The organism is Leptospira biflexa serovar Patoc strain 'Patoc 1 (Paris)', from assembly GCF_000017685.1.
In the GTDB taxonomy this organism is placed as follows: Bacteria; Spirochaetota; Leptospiria; order Leptospirales; family Leptospiraceae; genus Leptospira_A; species Leptospira_A biflexa.
Genome location: NC_010602.1, coordinates 616,136 through 638,418, shown reverse-complemented (window position 1 = coordinate 638,418; position 22,283 = coordinate 616,136). Strand labels below are relative to the sequence as shown.

Below are 22,283 nucleotides of genomic sequence, written 5' to 3'. Positions count from 1 at the left end.
CCTAACTATGAAGAAATTTTTCCATTTGATTGTCATGTTGATCCTACTTGTCCCAGTTTTAACATGCGGAGGAGTCAATCGAAACAAACCAATCGCTGAAAAAGGAAAAATTGACTTATCTTCTTGGGATTTCCTCCGTGATGGGAACATCAATTTAGATGGCGAATGGGAATTCTATTGGAAAGAGACTCTAAGTGGCATCCAAATTGAAACAGAACTAGGAAAAGAACCCAAATTCATTTACCAAGTTGTCCCTTCCAATTGGAAAGGTGTGGATTGGTTTGGAGAAACTTTAAGTGGATATGGTTATGCGACATATAAACTAAAGGTGATTTTTCCTGAAAATACGCCAACGTTAGCCTTTCATAATTTGGATTTATCATCTGCGTATAGATTATACATCAATGGCAAATTGGTGGTGGAACAAGGTAGTTTTGGGATCAATCCAGAATATTTTGAACCTTCTTACAAATCGATATTGGTCGATTTAGAACCTGTCTCAGGTGAGACAGAAATCGTATATGAAATCTCAAATTTCCATTATTCCAAAGGCGGATTTTGGGAAAGTATGGAGATAGGCGAAAGACGGAAGTTATACGACAAAGTCAATCGTAGTTACCAAATCACTTCCTTTTTAGCTGGGAGTATTTTCCTATGGGCACTTTACCACCTTGGTTTGTTCCTAATGCGAAGGCAAGACAAGGCAAGTTTATTCATTGCACTTTTTAGCTTACTCATTGTTATGCGGCTCTTAACCATCGGTGAGAGGAATATTTTAGATATCCTACCATCCCTTCCAATGGATGCCCTCATCCGACTTGAATTTGCAACAATTTATATTGCAACGATTGTCTTTGCTTATTTTTATCGATTGGTATTCCCAAACACTGTTGGACAAAAAACGATGTATGTATTGTACATCTTAATCACTCCTTTTTTAAGTTCATTATTTTTACCAGTCTCTGTCTTCACCGCGCAAATCCACTATTTCCAAATTTTTCTCATTTTGGTCTGTGTAAGGATTACCATCGCCATCATCATGGCCTACCGATCCGATACTGTTGGAGCCGGCTTATCTCTGATTGGATTCAGTTTTGTTTTTGGAACAGTTGTTCATGATATTTTATACCAAAACAATGTCATCAATACAATGAATATCACGCCATTTGGCTTTTTGGGTTTTATATTATTCCAAGGATACATTCTATCTTACGGATTCACAAGGGCATATTTATCAATTGAAAAACTCAAAGAAAGTTTAGAAATCTCAAACAAAGAACTTAATATTCTAAAAGTTGGCTTAGAGGACATAGTTGTCGAAAGGACACAGGAATTAGAAATCTCAAAAGCAAATATTGAAAGACTCAATGAGTTTGCAAAAACACTCAATACATCACTTGAGTTAGACAGCATCCTCAACAAAGCATTCGACTATTTAAAAGAAGAAGTCTTCTGTGATTCCATGATCTTGTTGTTAGTTGATTCCGAAAACGGGAAACTCCAATACCATACGTCTGTTGTGTCCTCAACTTCTGCATTACAATTAGAAAATAAATTCCGTGGTATGAACTTTCCATTAGATACCAGCGCTGGCTTATTTTACCATGTTTACAAACGGAATCGACCATTCCGTTTCGCAAAGGTATGGGAATCTCGATTGAATGAGTCCAACCAAAAATTCATCCAACAGATCGGCAATCATCCAGGTATGATCATTCCACTGAGCTCACAGGGGAAAGTCATTGCCATGTTAGCGATTTTTAGCGAACAAAAAGGAGTCAGTTTTTCCAAAGCACAATTACAGTTGGTTGAAAATACTGCAGAAAATATCGCCACTGCTGTTACCAATTCCATTCTTGTGGAAGAAATGAATCGTGAAAAGTTCATTGCAGATAACGCACGTTTGCAAATGGAAGAAGCAAAAAATGAAGTTGTCAAACTCAATGAATTCACTAAAAAAATCAATTCGGAATCAAGTTTATCCCAAATCATTGATGAGATGTTTGATTACATACTCAAAAGTTTTGAAATCGAAGCTACACTCATCCAATTGATAGACACAAAAAAGAAAGAACTTTATACATATAAAACGACCATTCCAACGTATGCCACCGAAGAACAATTACATTTTGCAAAATCGTTTCGAGTTCCGTTGAATGAAAGGGGCGGCATCATCTACAAAACTTATTTACGAAAAAAGGCACTTTTTGTTCCCAAACCTCCCAAAAAATACGATTCAGAGTTAGACGAACAAATATTTTCAAAACTAAGTTTATCTTCCTTTATTGCAGTCCCACTTGTCGTGCAGAACGAAGTGATTGGTATCGCGTATTTCACTTCTTACCAAAAACCGATGGATGTGAGTCGAGAAGTACTCAGACGTATTTCTGGATTTTGTGATCAAATAGCGGGCGCGATTCAAAATTCGTTATTACTCCAATTGACGGAAGAAGAACGAAAAAGATCAGAAAAAGCAAAAGCTGAAATTCAAAAGATGAATGAGTTTGCAAAAACAATCAACTCACAAAACAATTTAGAAAATATCCTCGCTGAAATTTTTGGATTCATTCGCAAAAACTACAAAATTGAGAACTGTGTCTTATATTTTTTAGACAAAGAATTCAATGAATTACGATATTTGAATCACTCTGGCTTTGATTTGTTAAATGATGAGAATGTAAATTTCTTCAAAACCTTACGTTTCCCATTAAAAGAAGAAAGTGGATTTGTGTATAAATGTTACAAAAGAAAAAGACATTTTTATATGAAACATGTTCCAAAATCAATGCCTTATGAGATCGACAAACAAATCACCGAAAAATCAGGCATGAAAGGATTTTTAATCTCTCCACTCGTCAATAACGATGAAGTGGTAGCGATGGCAATGTATGGAATCAATGATGAATCAATTCATTTTTCCAGTGAAGAAGTAGATTCCATCGTGGGTGTATCTGAGCACATTGCGAGTGCGATCAACAATCACTTTTTAATGAAAAAAATCGAAGAGGAAAAACAAAGATCCGATTCACTTTTACTCAATATCTTACCAAAAAACGTCGCGGAAGAATTACAAAAGAAAGGAAGAGTCAATCCTGTAGAATTCGAAAATGTGACATTGCTCATGACAAGTTTTCCAGGTTTTTCTCAAATCACAGGATTACTCACACCAGAAGAATTAATCGAAGGACTCGATTTATACTTTTCTAGATTTGATGAAATCATCAAAACAAAGGGAATGGAAAAGTTAAGGATGACAGGTGATATGTATTTGGCAGCTGGTGGGTTACCTGTTGGAAATTTCACACATGCAGTGGATGCTTGCCTTGCCGCCTTACAAATCAAAAACGAAGTCAATCGGATGATGGAAGATTTTAAAGACATCCCTTTTAAACCAAATGGAATTACCATTGCCATTCACTCAGGTCCAGTGGTCGCTGGTGTGATAGGAAAATCAAAATTCAATTACGATGTTTGGGGCAAAACCGTTACACAAACACAAGCTATCCGAAGGGGTGGAGTTGGTGTCTCCATCAACATCTCACAAGAAACGATGGAAAAAGTGAAACGTTTATTCCATATCGATAACCAAAGGATGGTAAACACTTATGAAGGCGAACAATTCCCCATTTATGAGTTGTTAACTTTAAAATCAGATTTGGCTGATGATTCTGGTTTTTTGCCAAATGATAAATTCGAAAGATTGTATACACAACAAAAACGTGGAGCAAAAATTCTAATCAAATGATTTATACCTTATATTTGATTGGGTTTTTGTTTTTAGGAATCCTTTATTGGATTTCAAAATTATACAAACAAAATGAAGAAAATTCAAACACGATCACAGTTTTAAAATCAGAAGTAAAAATTCTAAATGAAGATTTAGAAAAAAAAGAAAAAGAACTACTCACGACAAAAACGATTTCCGAAGAGTTTTCAAATAAACTTGTAGATTCGTATGGCCAACTTTCAGATTTAGATAGTTTACTCCGAGAAATTAACTCCGCAACAGATCTAAAGGAAATCCTCAACATTTTGGGTTTTTATGTGCGCGAAAAATTTAAAGTTCCACATTATCTTTTGTATGTTTATAAAAAGGAGTTAGATGAACTAGAGTTTTTTCACAGTAATTTTCCAGATGAACTTACAGAGCAGGTAAAATCAGAAATCATGGGAAGAAATATACCTGTCTCAGATTCTTATGTGACAGTTTATGCTCATGCCTATGTTCGAAAAAGGAAAAGGAGTTTTTACATCCAAGATTTTGAATCCTACAAAACAGAAGGTGTAGAACTAGAAAATAAAAAATCAGCAAATTTAAAATCTTTACTCATTGTTCCGCTTTACCTTAGAAACAAATTCATAGGTACTTTGGATTTACTGGATTATTCCGGGATTTTTGAATTAAACGAACAACAGTTAAATCAAATAAAGATCATCGCTGATTACATAGCAGGAACAATCGAAACAGGTTATCTTTTGGATGAATTAAAAACAGTAAATTCTACCATCCAAAAAGAAAAAGAAAATATAGAATTAAATCGATTAAAACTAGAAAATCTGCATAAATTCAATCGTAAGATCAATTCCTTTTCTGAAATTGAAGACATCACAAGAGAGGTCTTTCATTATCTAAAGGTCAATCATAGAGTGGAACTTGGATTCATTTTATTAGTGGATCCAAAATCAAACTCGCTTGTCCCCCTTATGGAAGGTGCGGAGGTTTTTAATAAAGGCCTACTTGTTTCGAATTTTTTAAGAACATTTCGACCTAAATTGATACCATCCATTGGATCCTTATATCGTTCTTACTCAAAACAAAAACCAATTTATTTAAAAAAATCCAGTCGTTGGAAAGAATTAACAGTTATCGATACATCTATTGTCGAAAGTTTTAAATTAGAGTTATTTGGCCATATCCCACTCGTCGTACAAGGTAACACCATCGGCATAGTTTGTGTCACTCGCCTAACGAAAGAATCACCTTGGTCTCAAAATGAATTCCAGGAAATCATTTCCTTTTGTGAACAAGTTGCCGGTGCAATTCATAACGCAAATTTAAGACGAGACCTTGAAAAGGAACGTGAAAAAACACTTCATTTCATCCGAAACATTTTACCAGGTGACTTAGCAGACGAACTCATCGAAAAAGGTGAAGTTGTTCCTATGGAATATGAATCAGTCAGTATTCTATTTACAGACTTTAAAAACTTCACAAAGGCAGCGGAATCATTATCTCCAGAAGATTTAATTGAACAATTAGATGGATGTTTTTCACAATTTGATGACATCGCCGTACGACATAACTTTGAAAAATTGAAAACAATTGGTGATTCCTACATGGCTGCCGGTGGCATTCCACAAGGAAATTTTACTCATCCAGTTGACGCCTGTTTATTTGCGATGGAAATCAAATCGTTTATGACACAGATTAGATCCTTTAAACAAATGTTAGGCCAAGATTTCTGGGAGATTCGAGTAGGGATTCATACTGGACCAGTTGTTGCAGGAGTTGTCGGGAAATCAAAATTTGCTTACGACGTTTGGGGTGATGCGGTCAATACTGCGAGTCGAATGGAAAGTTCAAGTGATGCAGGTGAAATTAATTTATCAGAAACTACTTATGATAAAGTGAAACGTTTTTTTGAATGTGAATATAGAGGAAAAGTAAAGGCAAAAAATAAAGGAGAAATGGGGATGTATTTTTTAAAAAGACTCCGTCCCGAATTTTCACGAGATCCAGAAGGAATGGTTCCGAACCAAATCTTTTTAGACTTATATAAAAATTTACGAATAGGTGCCAAAATCATCTACCGACAAACTGGATCATAGTCGTCATAGATTTTAATTACTTCCAGTAGCCGAACTTGCACTCGAACTAGAAGAACTCCCCCCACGATTGCCCGAACTAGAACTTGAGGAACTACTCCTACTTCTTGTCGTTGTTGTGGAGCTGGTAGAAGCAACTGGACATTTTTCATAACAAATCACATACAAGGAAACACAGGCAGTGGTAGTTGCGACTGGATTGTCCAATTGAGGTGCAAGTGCAATCGCACAAATAAATTGTTCCTTCATACACCGATCCATACACTGTATCCGTGATTCTGAATTTTTAGAATTGGTACAATGGCCAAAAATAAGACCAAGGCAAAGTAACAAAATGGCAAAGATCCCTCGTTTCATGGTATCAGGATCGCATACACTGGTCCAATTTCCAATAGAGGAATACCGCAAATGTGGGAATTACCTATGAAACATACTTGCTTCTCCAAATAAGAAGTTTGAAAATGAAATAGAAGATGGAAACTCGTAAAGTCCGTATCCTATTTTTAGTATTTTATGTTTTATCTCTACTTGTTTGGATCATTGAGGAAATTTATACTCTCTCAAAACCTCCCGAATACTTTGACAGGTTCCGAGTTCTCATTGCAACGATTGAATCATTCATAGCCCTATCTTCTTTTCTGGTTGTTTTTATCTTGTACAAAGAATTGAAAAAAGAAGCGGTCGAAAACAGACAGGCAAAAACACAAATCCATGATTTAAAACGAACCAATCGAATCCTAATCAATCCAGAAAAAGGATTTTGGGCGGAAGCAAAAGCGCAAATGACAGATTGGAATCTAACCGATGTCGAAACAGAAATTGCTATTCTTTTGTTAAGAGGTTTTTCACAAAAACAAATCGCGGCTGTCAGGAAAAAAAGCCTTCGAACCATTGAAAACCAAACAGCATCGATCTATGAAAAGTCTTCCATGCGAGGAAAACTAGAGTTTATCTCTTTTTTTCTCACGCCACTCCTGCCTGAAGAGGACTGAACAAAAAACCTTGACCAAAGCCAAATGATTTGGTTATTTTAAGTTTGTTTTATGAAAACTCTACAAACTGTCTTTCTCACATTGATTCTAACATTATGTAACATTTCTATTTGGTCACAATCGAATTTGGAAGACCGAGACAAAGAAAGACAATCTGGACTCATCAAAACCAATCAAAAAAAACAAGAAGAAATCTTACAAAAATACAACGACTTTGTCTCAAAAGTACAAAGCCGTTTTCCTGGATTAAAAATATCTTCCTCCCCTATCGACTTAAAAATGGCAGAGGGTATATCCGATCACAACAATGCTCCTGGAGCTCTAGATAAAAAACCAAAATCCATTACAGCAATTGCATCCGATCATTTTTACCTACAACTCGAACCCTCAATCCAACCTAATGCACGTTCGCAGGTAAAAATCAAAAAAGGTGATCCTTTGGAAGTTGTTTTAGTATTAAAGCAAGATGTGACTGACAAAAAAGAAGGTTCTCATTGGGTTTTGGTTCGAACAAAATCAAAAAAAGAAGGATACATCACACAAGATTTATTACAACCTACGAAACCTACTGTAAAATCTAGAAACACAGAAGGAAATTCCTTAGACCTGTCTGCTTTACCTTCCCGAACCACAAACGCTAATGTAACAGATGTCAAAAAAGGCAAAGAAATGTGGGTGAATGCAAGTTCCCTAAATATGCGAGGGGAACCTGATGTAAATGGGTATGTGATCGCAAGGTTACCCAAAGGCCAAAAAGTTTCCATTGAAAGTTCCACAACTAACGAAGAAACAATCGATGGCATTTCTTCCAATTGGTATCAAGTCTCATCCGCATATGGGAATGGTTGGGTGTTTGGTGGGTATTTGAGCACATCCGAAGTAGTTTCTTATGAAATACAACCTGGAGAAACATCGTTTCCACAAGAGAATCCAGATGAATTAAAAACAGGTGAAAAACGATTTGTTAGATCAACAAATTTAAGAATGAGAGACGAACCAAATGATTATGGTTCTGTCATTACTTCAATCCCAGGCGATGAAAAATTAAAAATATTAGATATAAAAAAAGAAATCGAAACCATCGCGGGTGTTCGATCAAAATGGATCTATGTGAATTGGAATGATGAATGGGAAGGATGGGTCTTTGGTGGATTTGTATCCAAAGAACGTGGTCCACTTGTCGATAGTGATGATATTTCAAAATATTTCCAAATCCCAGTCGATAACGAACGCTATGTGTCTTCAAGTTTTGGAACAAGAGTTGATCCAGTCACAGGAAAAATAGGGGCATTCCATTCAGGAATTGATTTACCTGCACCGATTGGCACTCCCATCAAAGCTGTTAGCGATGGGAAAGTATGGCGAACCATTACAACTAGCGGTGGTTATGGGGTATTAACAATCATAAGCCATAAAAATAATATTTTTACCTATTATGCGCATCAAAGTGAGCGACAAGTAAAAGAAGGTGACACAGTCCGCTCCGGTGATATCATTGGTCAGGTAGGAAACACAGGTAAGTCTACCGGTCCTCATTTACATTTTGAAGTTAGGAAAGGCCCTGACCAACAAGCGTTGGATCCAGGAGCTTATTTACCCAAATGAAAATTAAAATCAGCTACATCAATCTTCTTCTTTCTCTTTTCTTTTTCACGAATCTAACCCTGCTCGCGGAGGAAACGATTCCACCGGCTTCGGATGTAACACCAACCATCGATATGGTGAAAATCCTTCTCAAAGGAAATCCAAAGGAATTTGAAACGGGAATCACAAATGGTGGAGATATCAATTCCACAGACGAGTCTGGTAAATCATTACTCATTCTCGCAGTAGAAAAAAACCGACCCAAACAATTTGAATTTTTACTCAACCAAGGTGCCGATTTAAACAAACGTGATTTATCTGGAAAAACATTATTACATTATGTAGTGACTTCACGATTCACTAACCAAATCAAATCATTGGTCGAAAAAGGTGCTGATTTAAATGCATATGATGCAGATGGGAATACAGCATTACATGTCGCAATTTTAAAATCAAATTTAGCTGTGCAAAAGTTACTCGTTGAAAGTAAAGCAGATGTTAACTTAAGAAACAATCCAAGGAAATCTCCAATTTATCTGGCATTTGAAAAAGGCAAAATTGACTCAATCAATTACTTATTACAAAATGGTGCTGATATTAATTTACCTGATTTAACAGGAAGGACACCTCTATTTGTTTCAATCGAACAAAAGAACATCAAATTATTAACTTTAGCTCTCGATGCAAATGCCAATCCAAATACGGAAGATACTAAATCCATTCTACCAATCGTGTTTGCAATCGAAAAAGGATTCACGGCAGGTGTCGAAACTTTATTAAATCGCGGAGCAGATGTGAATGCAAAAACTCCCGAAGGTGAATCTTTACTATTTTATTCTGTAGAAAAGAGAAACCTAACAGTCACAAACTTACTAATCAAAAAAGGTTTGAATGTAGATTCCAAAAACTTGAGTGGGAAAACATTGTTTGAACTTGCCCTAAGTAAAAATGATATAAATTTGCTAAAATTAGTTTTGGATTCTGGTGCAAATCCAAACCAAACATTAACAACCAATAAAAATCCTCTGGAAGAATCGATTGAAGCCTCGAAGTGGGCCATCGCAGAACTTTTGATACAAAAAAATGCCGACGTTCAGACTCCCAATCTTTCGGGTTATTTGCCAATTCATTTAGCAGCGAGAAAACCTGGAATTAAGATCGTAGACCTATTATTAAAAAAAGGTCTTCCTGTTGACATTGAAAATAGTAAAACAAACGAAACGTCACTTTCTCTTGCGCTCGATAATAAACAAATTGGAATCGCCAAACTTCTCTTATCTAAAAAAGCAAATCCAAACCATAAACTAAAGAATGGAGACAGTCTTATTTTTTCAACTATTGAAAGAAAAGATGCAGAAGCTTTTAAACTTTTGGTTTCAAGTGGTGCAAATCTACTAACTTTAAATGATGAAGATGAAAATCTAATTACCACAGTCTGTAAATTGGAAGTAGAAAAAAAAGATCAGAAGTTTATCGATGAAACGATCAAATTACTAATAAGTAAAGGTGTAAATCCGAATTCAAAAAACAAACGAGGATTAAGTGCACTGCATATCGCACTCAATCGCAACCGAATGGAAACGATGTCAACTTTATTGACGATTGGTGCCGATCCCAACCTAACAGATAACAATGGTTTCACGGTATTACACAAGGCCATGCAAAAGTTTTTAGCGTCCAAGGAAACCAAACAAACGGAATCGTATAAAAAGTTAGTACTTTTCCTAGTAGAAAGACGAGCGAACTTAAACCAACAGGATAAATTAGGGAAAACTATACTTTCCGAACTAGCAATTCAGTTTGATCCTGGTAAAAGTGATGCCATCCTGGAATTAGCAAAGGTTTTTGTTTTGAATGGTGGAGATCCTAAGCTAAAAGATAAAACTGGTAAGTCTGCTCTAGATTATGCAGATGATAAAAAAATTCCTGAACTCATAGAAATTTATCGCGGTCTTTAATGTCCATTCCCAAAAAAGATAATCGTATCAATATATTCGACTTTGTTAATACTGTCCCAACAAAGACATTCAAACGAGGTGAAATTATAGTTCGTGAAGGTGATCCATCTAACGAAAAAATGTATTTTATCTTAAGTGGAACATTGTCTGTTGGGATGGGAGCACCTGATCAAGGCAATTTTCATGAAGTAAGGAAACTTTCGACAGGAGAGTTTTTTGGTGAGATCGCACTCATTTCTTCCCACGCGAGAGCGATGACAGTCTTCATCGAATCAGATCGTGCACAGTTAGGTATCTTAGACAAACAAAACTTAATACGCATCGCCAATTCAAATCCGATGTTTGTTTATGCATTGTTACAAACCTATGTAGAAAGACTAATTGAAGCAGAACAAAAGCTAAAAGATCTAACTGAGGTAAGTGATGGGACTTAAAGAATCGCTCGCTAAACTTAGTATGATCAACATCAAACGAGGGGAAGTCCTTTTTAAAGAAGGTGTTCCTTCTAATGGCGCCATGTTTTTTTTGTTTGAAGGTCAATTGGACATATACAAACAAATTGATGGAAAACATACAAAACTTAGAAGTATTCTTCCTGGTGAATTTTTTGGAGAAATGGCTATCATCAATAATAGCCCGAGAGCTGCTTCCATCGTAGTTGTCTCAGAATCAGCAAAACTTGGTATCATCAACAGAACTACTTTTGTTCAGATGAGCCAAGAAAGTCCCGAGTTCTTATTTTTATTACTAAAAAAAGTAATCGAAAGATTGTATGAAACGGATGGAAAAATCCGTGCCATCAAACGCAAACAAGACGAAGATTCAATGATTTCAAAGTCATTACCTTCTTTATCAAATGATGGTGCATCAGCTTCGAATGAAGAGAGTTTAGGACAAGTGCCATTAAACACTTTCACTGACGATGCCCAATCAATTGGGGAATGATTTATTTTTGAAACTTCTTACGTTTCAGTTTAAAAACTTCAGGTCTCACTACAATTTCCGGTACAACCAATCCACTCTGATCCAATAGTATCTGCTTCACTACATTAGCAATCTGATCTGGTATTAAATATGATCTTGGATCTGAGTCTGGCTCAATGTTCAAATCATGATAAAAATCAGTTTTGGTAATATCTGGAATCACCAAATGAACCTTCACTGAATATTTACGAAGTTCATCATACAATAATCTAGCAAATTGGTGTAATCCTGCTTTCAGTGAGCCATACACATTCCCCCAAGGAGAAATTTGAAATCCAGATACAGAACCAATAAAGAAGATTCTTCCTTCGTTTTGTTTCAAAATCCTTGTCAGTGAACTTGAAAGTATCATGGGTGCATTCAAAAGAACCTGAGTCATTTCTGAAATTTTATCCGATGATAATTCCTCAATGGGTGCGAAGTACGAGAGTCCTGCATTATTCACAAGGATACGAATTTTGTCTCTATTGGGAATTTGTTCCAAAAATATGGGAATCGTTTTAGGATCTTTTAAGTCACCTTTGATCAAATGGAAATTTTCTTCGTAAAAATTACATGTTTCTGGGTTTCTACAGATTCCATAAACTGTATAACCTAACTCGAGTAATACCTTGGATATTGAGAGGCCAATTCCACGAGAAGCACCAGTCACAACGGCTACTTGGGTCATTTTATACTTTCCATAAATTCCCAAACCAACATTGACCCATCAATTACTTTCGTAGTTTTTCCTTGATTGATAAAAGGAATCATTGGTGTTTCTCCAGGCCAACTATGACCTAATCCGTTCAACCGTATGAGTTCCACAACTTTATTCTCTTCACATGAATCAAATCGTTCAAAATCAATCTTTATTACATCGTTTTCTTCTTGAAACTCTTTAGTATTCTTTTGAACCGAATCATTACATCCACTCCATTCTTTCCATCGGAGGATACTATCCGTGACTGACAAAATTTCTTTTCCATCCCTCACATATCCACCGCTATATGGGACAAGTGGATCCGCCGTCCCAGCCATAATTCCCATCGAAACAGGAATTGTTTTATACTTATGTTTTGATTTCAATAAAAATACAGATAACTGCGCTGCGACACTCATAACACCTTTCCATAATTCTGGTTTTTCAACCGCAAGTCTCTGTGCCATAAAACCACCGTTAGAATGACCCACTAAAAAAACAGAACTTGGATTTACAGATCCTTCTGCCACCATCCTTTTGACAATCGATTCGATAAATACAACATCATTGATAGAATTCTCATCTGCGGGTGAACTCCCCCTTCCATCTGCCCAACTTCTTTTATATCCATCAGGAAATATTACAATAAATCCTTTTGCATCTGCTAGTTCATTTAATTTAGTTTGTTTCATCATGGAAATTCCAGTTCCAAATCGTCCATGCAAAGCAACTAACATTGGTATAGGCAAACCATTCCAATTTTTCGGATAATGAACCAAATAAGTCCGTTTCACATCATTCAAAAGAAAAAAGTCATTTTTTTGATTTGGTGTTAACTTATAAAAAAAACCCATACATGAAAAAAAACTTAGTACAAAATAAAATAAAAATATATAAAACTTGTTCATTCAATAAACTCCAATCGTGTTGTTTCCACTAATTGTTCTTTGTAAATACGATTCGGCCAATGTGTAATCATGAGGAGTATAACAGGAATTCCACGCCATTGATCCATACCTATCGAATATTCATTTTCCATCAAAATGATCTCAGATTTTGAATATCGGAATGTTAGAGTATGTTCTGTTCTAATATGTGATGGAATGATTCCTCCTGATAAAAAAGTAAGTAAAAAATGAAGTTTGTGAATGAGAGGGTATCGGTATTTTATATCTTTTTTTTGTAATATTACTTCTAAGGTGATAGGAGATGTTTGATCATAAAAAAATCCTTGTTTTTTAATGTTTTCAATAATTTCCTCCTTCTCCTTTTCGTAACGATAAAAACCTGTAAAAATTAAATTTACCTTTTTTTCACTATTTAATTTCAAATTTCGATTCTTTGAAGTCACTGGATCCGGAAAAGCAGCACATTGAAGTAATAAAAACAAAGGACTCAAACAACAGAGTAAACGCATCATTTTATAGGTCATTTTTCGCATCTCCTAAAAATTCCGATACTTTCTCTGAAAGAATCGAATTCCATTCATTTCGATCATCTACCCACATGAATAAAAGTGAAACCCAACCAAACACTTGATAGGATTCAATTGGATATCGATATTCCTTCTGAATATTACCATTTTTTCTTAGTCGAAATAACAAATGATCATCATCTCGATCAATATCAGGAATCACAAAGAATGTGCTAATTGCTAAGAATCTGTTTGTTAAATAGATTAAAAATCGATTTTGATTTCTTTCGGCAAGATAAGAAACAGGTTCTGTCGATTCACCTAAAAAGAATTTGAATTTAGGACTAGATTCCAAGATGATTTGAAGATGTAAATCTGCTCTTGTTTGATCATAGTGCCTAACCGATGCAAATTTACCTGATTTTTCTAATGCAGATAGAATATAAGTAACTCGCCTACGATCCAATTCTTCATCCCACCCAATGAGTTCATAACTCAATGATCGATTGTAATTTTCCTTTCCTAAATCGATATTTCGACGCTCCGTAGAATAGAATACAGAACAGGAAATTTGCACAGCCATTAGCATTATTAAGACAATGATTTGTATCAGCTTCATCGATTCTATTATCCTTTAACCAATTCAAATTCTGATTGTATTAATTCGTTTCCATTCATTACGATGGAGATGTTTTGTGTTCCTGGATAAAACACTCGGGTTGTGATTGGCCGAAAAGGGTGGGTTTTATTGATGGTGATCTCTTCTTTCGCATCCACCATTCTTTCACCTAACTGAAACACTTTGGTTCCATATTTTCCATTTGCTAATAAAAAACCGATTTTATATTCTATTCTTATTTTTGTTTTTTTATTCGTAGGATTACCAAAGCGAATTTGAAACGGCAATGACTCACCTATTTTTACTTTTTTCTTTTTTAAATCTAACTTCAAATTTTTCGGTTTCCAGTTAGTGTCATAATCAAAAAAAGACAAAGCGACTTCATTTCCTTTTTTTAATAATCCTCTCAATGCATGTTTTAAACTTTTATCCAAATCACTTGAAACACCAAATCTAGATTCACAAAATTTGATAACAAGTTCTGGTTGGATTTTGGAAATATCATTCAAATGATTTGACACACTCCGACGCACTATCTCATTTTCATCATTCCACAAGTTCTCTAAAATTTTAATATGAATTTCCGGTTTATTTTTTATTGCAGGGATACCGATTCCCCAAGGTAATAAAGGACGGCTACCTTCACTCGCAAGTCGCCTAACAAATGCATCATTGTGTTTTGACCATTTTTCCATTTGTTTCAAAGTTTTTTCAAAGTAATTTTGGTAATAGAAGCGAATTGCAAATTCAGCACTTGAAAAAACTGTTGTTTTTTCAAAAACTCTCATCGATGTTTCGAAATCATTCAGTCCAGATTTTGTGACGATATCATTAACGAAGATATAAGGAAAGTTAAAGTCACTCACGCCATTTTTCTTTAATAGCTCAATTAATCTCAATAGTTTTGGTTCGATTTTAGATAATGGAAGATTCCAAAAAATCAAAAACACATCTGCAATTCGATTGATTCTTTCTTTCAATTCATACTTTTTCCAGTGTGAATCGAATATTTTTTTCTGGAATTCCTCTGGTTGGATCTTTGAATCAACTTGCGTTACTATTTGACTTAGGTTTTTCACCCAATCTACAGAATATATTTCTTTTAATGGTTCCATCGGTGATTAAGATAATATTAGGAATTTTGATAATGATTTCATTCAAGTTTAATTAAAATTTTGCTTTTGGCAACCAAACAGAAAAACAAGCTCCTTGACTGACTGGTTCAAGTTCAATTTTTCCACCCATCTGAATGATCATTTTTCTACAAATATCCAAACCTAAACCCATCCCTTCCCCGTTTGGTTTAGTCGTAAAAAAAGGCTCAAATATCTTCTCCTTTATACCATCGGGAACTCCGACTCCTGAGTCAATTACGGAAACTTTGATCCATTTTTGGATTGATTGAATTTTAATTTCTAACGTTCCAGTATAGGACATTGCATGCAAACCGTTATTGATCAAATTGATCCAAACTTGATTTAGTTTGTCGCGATTGCCTATACATTTTGTATCAGTACCATAGTTTTTAACAACTGTTACTTTGCTTAAATTATAATGATACAAAGACAAAATAGTCTCTATTTCGGACTCCAAATCGATTATCGATTCATCGCTAGTTGTTTCTTTTTCCGAAACCAAATAATTTTTAAGGGCACGAATTACATGTGTCGCCTTTTCTGACGCAACTGAAATAATTTGATTACATCGATATGCTGAATTGATACTTGATACAACTTGTAAAATTTCCAAAGATCTTTCGCTTTCTAATATATATTCAATTTGATTTGGTTTCCGAAATAGTCCAGTTTCAATTACCATTTGTAAGTGGCTTCCATACAAATCCATTTTTTCTAAATGAGAGAATTTCAGATGTATTTCTTTTTTCAGATTACGTTCCAATTTGCCTTCAATGTAAGTTTGATTTTCCAGACTTTCAGCTAAAACCAAATGATAACGTTTTGAATCTTCCTCATTAAAATGAATGATGGTTGAGATCACAGAATGTAACTTATTCTTAAGAAAATCCAAAAGAGACAAATTTGATGAAACGATAGCACCCAATGGAGTATTCAATTCGTGAGCCATTCCTGCAGCCAATTGACCGAGCACTGCCAATTTTTCCGAAGCCAACAATCGATCTTGTGCTTCAGTAAGTTCTTTTAACGTGTTCACCAAACTTTGATTTAAAATTTGTAAACTTTCATTTGATTGCCTTAATTCTTCTGTTCTTTGTTTTACCTGGTTTTTTAAATTTTCGGAATATTGTTTATTAAGCCTTTTCCACTGTATTAGCCAAATAATCCCAACAGCAGATAAAATTATAAAAAAAGAATAGTATAACCATTCATAATTAGTAGGAGGATTCGGGTCGTACAAAAATCCTTTCAGATTCATGTTTTTTGGCAACATACCAAGTTCATGATAAATATCATTGATGTGTTTCCAACGGCCAGGATTCATATATCCCATCTCTACCAATACAGGTTGGATGAGAGGTGTCATTTGTTCTGCTTCAAATAACAATCGTTCCTTTGGATTTTTTTTAGAATATTTATTATATATGAGATCTGCGATTTCTTCTTGGTGGCTCATCGCATATTGCCAACCCCGTAACGTAGCTTCTCTAAAAACTTTTACACGATTAGGGTGTTTTTTTAGTTCATCTTCACTTGTAAAAAAATTATCTCCATAAAAATCAATTCCAGCTAACCTTGGAGAATACGCTATGAATTGAAATCCGGCTTTCTTAAAATCATATGCCTGAGTCGTCGCATATCCGGAAAAAGCATCTACTCTCCCCTCAATTAAATCTCGTGGATTGAATCTGTGTTCTAATATCTGAAGATCCGATGTATTAATTCCTTCTTTTTTGAGGTAGACGACGATTTCTTCCATCCAAGGAGTTAACATCACTCGTTTGCCAACTAAATCATGAATACTTTGAACATTAGAAGATTTTTTAAAAAATAAAACGGAGGGAGAATGTTGAAAGATTACACCCAACACAACAACTGGTTTTCCCATATGTCTATGAAGTAATATCTCATTACTACCTACACCATATTGACCTGTTGTCTTTACTACCTTCTCATGTATCCCCTTTATTCCGACTGTGCTTTCAATGATTTCAACATCCAATCCTACATCCTTGTAGAACCCTTTTTCATATGCTGCATAGTAGCCAGCAAATTGAAATTGATGGAACCATTTGAGGTGTAAGGTAACTTTTTCTTCGGCAAATAAACTTTGAAAAGAAAATGAAAATAACAAAAATGATAAGACATAGTTTATTGCCTGACGAATCAAATTCGTTTTCATTCTATATTTTTTTATAAAGATTCATTAGCGTAAATCAATGAAATAACGATTTACGTTTCTGATTTTTATTGTTTTTCTTGGATTTTTCCTTTCACTTTTTGAATCCATTCCAGATTCAAATGAGTTTGTTTTTCGGCATATTCTAAGGTAAGGTTCCAATATTCATTGTCTGGATGATTGTCCCAGTCAGTTTTTAGTTCTTTTTGGAATACTTTCAATGTTTTTAAGTCGTCTTTCTGTTTTTTGATTTCTGAATCAAGTTGTTCTACAAGTAACTTTGGATTCATGTGCCTTCCAAAAAAAACTTTAAATAGAAGTTCATTCCTTTTGTTCGATTGTATCGGAGATTGGTCCATCCATCGTCTAAATTCCTCTAATCCAGAGCGAGTGACTTTGAATACTTTTTTTTTCTTACCATTGGTATCTGTCTTTTCCCATTCTTTTATGAAACCATCTTCCTCCAACTTACTTAAGGTTGGATAAATCTGACCAAAACTTTCGCTCCAAAAAAAGCTGATTGTTGATTCGATGTATTTACGAATTTCATATCCATTCATCTCACATTGTGATAAAATTCCTAAAAGTGCATATTGTGTTTTGCTTTCTCGTTTCATCTTAACTGGGATTCGAAATTATCTCCTTCTGGAATTGTAGATAGGCGGAAACCACTTCCGCAGGCGCCTCAATTTGAGGCCAGTGCCCTATGAAACTAGATAAATAAAACACGGGGGCAAATGGATATTCTTTTTTAAAACGAATTGCCATATGAGTTCCAGAATTTGGATCAAATGGCCCACAAATATAACAAAAAGGAATATTCGTATTTTTTTGCGCTTGGATCCATCTAGTTTGGTAATGCACTTTCTCAAATACCAAACGACCAATCAAATAGGCAATATTTTTACCATCATTATAATTTAGAATATTCCAATATTCCTCTAATAATATTTCATTCGGTTGTGTATTGGGACCGAATACTTTTTGGAGAGAACTCTCTACCGATCTACGACTCATTTTTTTACTAATAAATTTCCCAACAATATTTGGTGTTTGTGATAGTAACCTTTGGATCAACCTTGGTTTGTAAACGTCTGTAAACAATCCTCCATTCATAAACGCTACGGACTTAATTTTAAAGTTTAAATTTTGATCCGTAGCCAACATTTCTTGTACGACACTCACCGCCAAATCATGGGCTAAAATTTGAACTTCTTTTATGTTTAACTCTTTCATTAGAGAATTGATGATATCAACATATTCCTCAAATGAATACTTATGATTTTTTGGTTTTTCTGAAAATCCCATCCCTAAAAAATCGAGATATACCAAATTGAAATGATTCGAAAAATCTTCCAAAACCCAATTCCAGTCATAACTATTAAAAGGATAACCATGTAACAAAAGTAAAGTCTCACCTTTCCCTATTGTTCCGTAGAAGATGGAACGACCTTTGTAATCAAAATAACTTCCCGATTCTTTAAATGAATTTGCATTTTTGAATTTCCCCAACATATCATTCACCTCGAGAGCCCATTCGTTCTGATTTTTTGATCCACTTATCTAAGGTATTTTGTTTACGAAATCGAATTTGGTCAAAATAAGTTACCTTCACAGGTTTGATTCCGCAGAACTCTAAGGTTCCATGTTTTAATAACTGAACCCCTGGACTTCGATTGAACCATTTGTAATACCAGGTAGGAGCATCCATTGTGATGAGTATACGTGCCGTTTTCCCTTTGAGTAGTTGTTTTGGAAATGGGGAATGTTTTTGATACGAAAAAGCAAATCCAGGTAAAAAGACCCTGTCTATCCATGCCTTTAACATAGCAGGCATACTTGCCCACCAACTAGGATAAACAAAAACTAAATGATCTGCATTTTGGATTAACATCTGACTTTTTATGATGTCTGGTTCTAACTCTTGTTTTTTATCTTTTGAATATCCATGGTTTAAATTATAATCAAAATTTAGTTCACCTATCTTTAATAAGGTAACACTATCACCAGATTTTTTCGCTGCTTCAGAATATGTTTCTGCTAATTGGGCACAATAAGAATTAGGATTGGGATGTCCAAGAACTACTAAAATGTTTTGATTCAACTTAAGCCACCTATATATCTAATAGATATATTTATCAGCTATATCTATTAGATATATTTTGTCAATCTACATTTTATTCGTTTTTTTAAAACAATTGTCGCGAAAAATCTTACGTTTGAGGCCAAACTCACTTAAATGTCCAATGAGCTCATGCTCGATAGGTAATTGGAGATGGTAAACCAATTCACATTGATCAGGTATCTCTTTCACTAAGAAGGACTTCGTAAACTTTGTATCCGAATTTGGGGATAACCGTGTATCACGGATTTCATACAAATCGACCAAACGCATTTTTCTTTCAAAACGATATTCAGAGATCACATTCTGATTTTTATCAAAAATTCGAAACACCAGAGAGCGAAATAAATCACCTGTGGGAAATTTGTGTCCCATTTTAGGGAATTTCAAGGTTAACTGGACTAAATGTTCTTTGTCCTTTGCGGTTGTAGCAACATCTACTTTCCAATTATCCATCCAATCCAAATCAAAAACGGTACCATTGAGTTTATGATTGTTTTTAAGGTGACAATTGACACAAAGCTCGGTTTTTGTTACTTTTGAGATCAACCTATCCGATTCAGATCCCGTTCCTTGCATGATTACATTCGTATATTCTACTTCAGGAAAATGTTTTTGTGGGAAATGGAAGAGATGGCAATTGTTACACAATGAGTTATTCGAAAATACTTCATCTCGAATCACACGGTGGTCTTTGATATCATCTCGATTGTGTTTCCCATAAATTTCATTGTCCCTCACATGGCAAACGGCACAGTTAACACCTTCGGCCCAGGTTTCCTTGTTTGGTTGTGACTGTATTAGCTTTGAGAATTCAAATTTGGGTCCAAAAGTATGAAGTGGGGCATGGCAATTCATACACCATTGTCTAGGTTCTTTTTGAAACGCTATTTGGAAAATTGGATCTTTCCAAGCGTTGGCATGTGCTGATTTTTGATGGGATTGGCTGATGGATTTGTGGCAACGTTCACAATCCTTCGTGGAATTCCAATGATTGGATGAAATGTCCAACGGAAATTTTCCATTGGACATTGGATTTAGTATTTTAGATTCACTGCAACTAAATGAATTGCAGATCAGTAAAAATACAAACGCTTTAAAGCGAAACAAAAACTATTCTGGATTTCCGAATGGATAGTTACAATATTCCGACTTTGCTGCACTAAACTTAACATCAACTTCAGATAAAGCTTCTAAATCACTTGGTGTAAACTTGACAATCAGGCTATCCCCAGTAGTAAAACATAAGTTATCTGGAACAGGATAGGTACTACATTCTCTCGCACATCCTTCATTTTCATAATTTAAAAACAAGGTTTGTACTTTTGTTGCCTTATCATATTTCTGATAAAACTTCGTAATAATCGTTTCTCCAAATCGACTCGAAACCTCTTGTGAATATTCACTATCACTCGCGTTGAACACAGAATTGTTTTTAAATAATGCCAATACCACATTCACATTTTGGATTTCGTAGATATATTTCCCTGCTTCTCGGTCAAACTTTCCAACTCCAAATCGAAGTGCAGCATTCATTGCTGCCTGTTGGACATTGTTTGCATTAGATTGAATTTCATCAATTGTCTTGGGAATGTTTTTTACATATTCCTTTAATGTTTCCGCGCCTTTAAATGCTTTTGGAATTCCCATGGATTCAAGATTTAACTCTTCGCCAGTTGGACTTGTTAAACGAAGTTTCACCGAATCTTCTGTATTGGGAAGGATTTCCGATTGGGCAATTTCAAATGTATTTAAAGCTGTGTTACTGGAGACAATTTCTAAATTTCCAGTTGTTTTATTTTTTTGGAGTTTTACTCCATTTTCTTGTTTGGAATCAATACCATTAATTTGTGTGATTCCCTCACGACCGACCACTTTGTATTCTGCTGTTTTTAAAATCGATTCCAAAACTTTTTGTTTTGCATCAGGAACAATTCCTAATTCTTTATATTCTCTTTGAATGGTTTGCCATGATTTTTCTACATTCATTAAATTAAAGATACGTTCTTTACGAGTTTCCTCAACTAACTCCTCTAATACTTTCATCTGTTTGTCGGACACGGGAGTTGGGAAAACAAATGATGATAAATCTCCATTTTTTTTAGCATCCATTAGTGACTGTAAGGTGGAGGAAATTTTATATGTTGTTAAATCCAATTCTGGAAAGTTTACATTTCCTTTGGTAACGATCATTCTTTGTAAAACATAAAATGGAATTAGAAATTCATTTTTATCATGATAAGCAAGGGATTTGTTGACTTGAACCATATGATCAACAAATGAATCGCTTAATCCTTTCGATGGATATTCTGATGAAGGTTGGTTATAAAATTGGATACCTTCTATAATGGAATCTACTTGGTCTTTTTTGGCAATGTAGACTGGAGAAAAAGGCGCGACCAAATTTGTTTGTAAATCCAACCCTGCATCAGCGTTATATTGGATTGTATTTAATTTGATATAAAATTTTCCATCCGTACATTTAAATCTTGAATCACAATCACCAAATAAAAATGAGATTACCTTATCACCTTGATTTTTAGGAACTAATTTCAAAATCCCACTGACAACCCAATATTTGTCTTTTTCAAAGGCGCTCACTCTTTCCAAGGTATCTAAGGAATGGTAAATGGAAACGGTGTTATTCGCAAATGGAATTATGTATAGTTTTTCGGGTAGAAGGATCTCTTCTGTTTTTTTGCGGCAATGAACCACAATGAGCAAAATTAAAGTGAGTAAAATGAGTGATTTCCGTTTCATATCACCGTAATTGTTTCCAGATGGAAT

The 22,283-nt window shown here is 34.9% G+C and carries 19 protein-coding genes; 7 read left to right on the top strand and 12 right to left on the bottom strand.

Annotated elements, in window-relative coordinates:
- Positions 1–7 precede the first annotated feature (7 nt).
- Both LEPBI_RS03100 and LEPBI_RS03095 read left to right on the top strand, forming a co-directional pair.
- Complete coding sequence (locus tag LEPBI_RS03100) at positions 8–3,745, top strand: adenylate/guanylate cyclase domain-containing protein (protein WP_012387652.1); 3,738 nt, start codon at positions 8–10, stop codon at positions 3,743–3,745.
- Positions 3,742–5,829, top strand: coding sequence for an adenylate/guanylate cyclase domain-containing protein (locus LEPBI_RS03095; protein WP_012387651.1), 2,088 nt, complete (start codon positions 3,742–3,744; stop codon positions 5,827–5,829). The genes LEPBI_RS03100 and LEPBI_RS03095 overlap by 4 nt, the downstream gene beginning before the upstream one ends.
- Positions 5,830–5,841: 12 nt before the next feature.
- Here the strand turns inward: LEPBI_RS03095 and LEPBI_RS03090 are convergent, their stop codons facing one another.
- On the bottom strand, positions 5,842–6,234 hold the full coding sequence (locus LEPBI_RS03090) for a hypothetical protein (RefSeq protein ID WP_012387650.1): 393 nt from the start codon (positions 6,232–6,234) through the stop codon (positions 5,842–5,844).
- A 65-nt stretch (positions 6,235–6,299) separates the two neighbouring features.
- On the opposite strand from LEPBI_RS03090, the gene LEPBI_RS03085 reads away from it, so the two are divergent.
- The 5 genes from LEPBI_RS03085 to LEPBI_RS03065 are packed head-to-tail and all read left to right on the top strand — an operon-like array spanning position 6,300 to position 11,305.
- A complete protein-coding gene (locus LEPBI_RS03085) occupies positions 6,300–6,818 on the top strand; it encodes a helix-turn-helix transcriptional regulator (RefSeq protein WP_012387649.1) in 519 nt (172 codons plus the stop codon).
- 51 nt (positions 6,819–6,869) lie between these two features.
- Complete coding sequence (locus LEPBI_RS03080; protein ID WP_012387648.1) at positions 6,870–8,423, top strand: peptidoglycan DD-metalloendopeptidase family protein; 1,554 nt, start codon at positions 6,870–6,872, stop codon at positions 8,421–8,423.
- A complete protein-coding gene (locus tag LEPBI_RS03075) occupies positions 8,420–10,360 on the top strand; it encodes an ankyrin repeat domain-containing protein (RefSeq protein WP_012387647.1) in 1,941 nt (646 codons plus the stop codon). Before LEPBI_RS03080 ends, LEPBI_RS03075 begins: the two co-directional genes overlap by 4 nt.
- On the top strand, positions 10,360–10,794 hold the full coding sequence (locus LEPBI_RS03070) for a Crp/Fnr family transcriptional regulator (RefSeq protein ID WP_012387646.1): 435 nt from the start codon (positions 10,360–10,362) through the stop codon (positions 10,792–10,794). Before LEPBI_RS03075 ends, LEPBI_RS03070 begins: the two co-directional genes overlap by 1 nt.
- The gene (locus LEPBI_RS03065; protein WP_012387645.1) at positions 10,784–11,305 is read left to right on the top strand and encodes a Crp/Fnr family transcriptional regulator; all 522 of its coding nucleotides are present in this window, start codon (positions 10,784–10,786) and stop codon (positions 11,303–11,305) included. Before LEPBI_RS03070 ends, LEPBI_RS03065 begins: the two co-directional genes overlap by 11 nt.
- A gap of 1 nt (position 11,306) precedes the next feature.
- Here LEPBI_RS03065 and LEPBI_RS03060 read toward each other — a convergent pair whose 3' ends face one another.
- From LEPBI_RS03060 to LEPBI_RS03010, 11 genes are all read right to left on the bottom strand, one after another.
- Positions 11,307–12,014 carry an SDR family oxidoreductase gene (locus LEPBI_RS03060; RefSeq protein ID WP_012387644.1) on the bottom strand — a complete coding sequence of 236 codons (708 nt, stop codon included), beginning with the start codon at positions 12,012–12,014 and terminating at the stop codon, positions 11,307–11,309.
- Positions 12,011–12,934, bottom strand: coding sequence for a CE1 family esterase (locus LEPBI_RS03055; protein ID WP_012387643.1), 924 nt, complete (start codon positions 12,932–12,934; stop codon positions 12,011–12,013). Before LEPBI_RS03055 ends, LEPBI_RS03060 begins: the two co-directional genes overlap by 4 nt.
- On the bottom strand, positions 12,931–13,458 hold the full coding sequence (locus tag LEPBI_RS03050) for a hypothetical protein (protein ID WP_012387642.1): 528 nt from the start codon (positions 13,456–13,458) through the stop codon (positions 12,931–12,933). Before LEPBI_RS03050 ends, LEPBI_RS03055 begins: the two co-directional genes overlap by 4 nt.
- Positions 13,448–14,059, bottom strand: coding sequence for a hypothetical protein (locus LEPBI_RS03045; RefSeq protein WP_012387641.1), 612 nt, complete (start codon positions 14,057–14,059; stop codon positions 13,448–13,450). Before LEPBI_RS03045 ends, LEPBI_RS03050 begins: the two co-directional genes overlap by 11 nt.
- Positions 14,060–14,067: 8 nt before the next feature.
- Positions 14,068–15,174, bottom strand: coding sequence for a DNA alkylation repair protein (locus LEPBI_RS03040; protein ID WP_012476136.1), 1,107 nt, complete (start codon positions 15,172–15,174; stop codon positions 14,068–14,070).
- Positions 15,175–15,226: 52 nt separating this feature from the next.
- Positions 15,227–17,377: an ABC transporter substrate-binding protein gene (locus LEPBI_RS03035; protein WP_012387639.1), complete on the bottom strand. Its 2,151-nt coding sequence runs from the start codon at positions 17,375–17,377 to the stop codon at positions 15,227–15,229.
- A gap of 65 nt (positions 17,378–17,442) precedes the next feature.
- Positions 17,443–17,991: a PadR family transcriptional regulator gene (locus tag LEPBI_RS03030; RefSeq protein WP_012387638.1), complete on the bottom strand. Its 549-nt coding sequence runs from the start codon at positions 17,989–17,991 to the stop codon at positions 17,443–17,445.
- A gap of 1 nt (position 17,992) precedes the next feature.
- Positions 17,993–18,889 carry an alpha/beta fold hydrolase gene (locus tag LEPBI_RS03025; RefSeq protein ID WP_012387637.1) on the bottom strand — a complete coding sequence of 299 codons (897 nt, stop codon included), beginning with the start codon at positions 18,887–18,889 and terminating at the stop codon, positions 17,993–17,995.
- Position 18,890: 1 nt separating this feature from the next.
- Positions 18,891–19,478 (bottom strand): NAD(P)H-dependent oxidoreductase, encoded by a 588-nt coding sequence (locus LEPBI_RS03020; protein WP_012387636.1) that lies wholly within the window; start codon positions 19,476–19,478, stop codon positions 18,891–18,893.
- Between the two features lie 66 nt (positions 19,479–19,544).
- Positions 19,545–20,606 (bottom strand): multiheme c-type cytochrome, encoded by a 1,062-nt coding sequence (locus tag LEPBI_RS03015; protein WP_012387635.1) that lies wholly within the window; start codon positions 20,604–20,606, stop codon positions 19,545–19,547.
- 3 nt (positions 20,607–20,609) lie between these two features.
- Positions 20,610–22,256 (bottom strand): hypothetical protein, encoded by a 1,647-nt coding sequence (locus LEPBI_RS03010; protein ID WP_012476135.1) that lies wholly within the window; start codon positions 22,254–22,256, stop codon positions 20,610–20,612.
- Between the last annotated feature and the right edge of the window lie 27 nt (positions 22,257–22,283).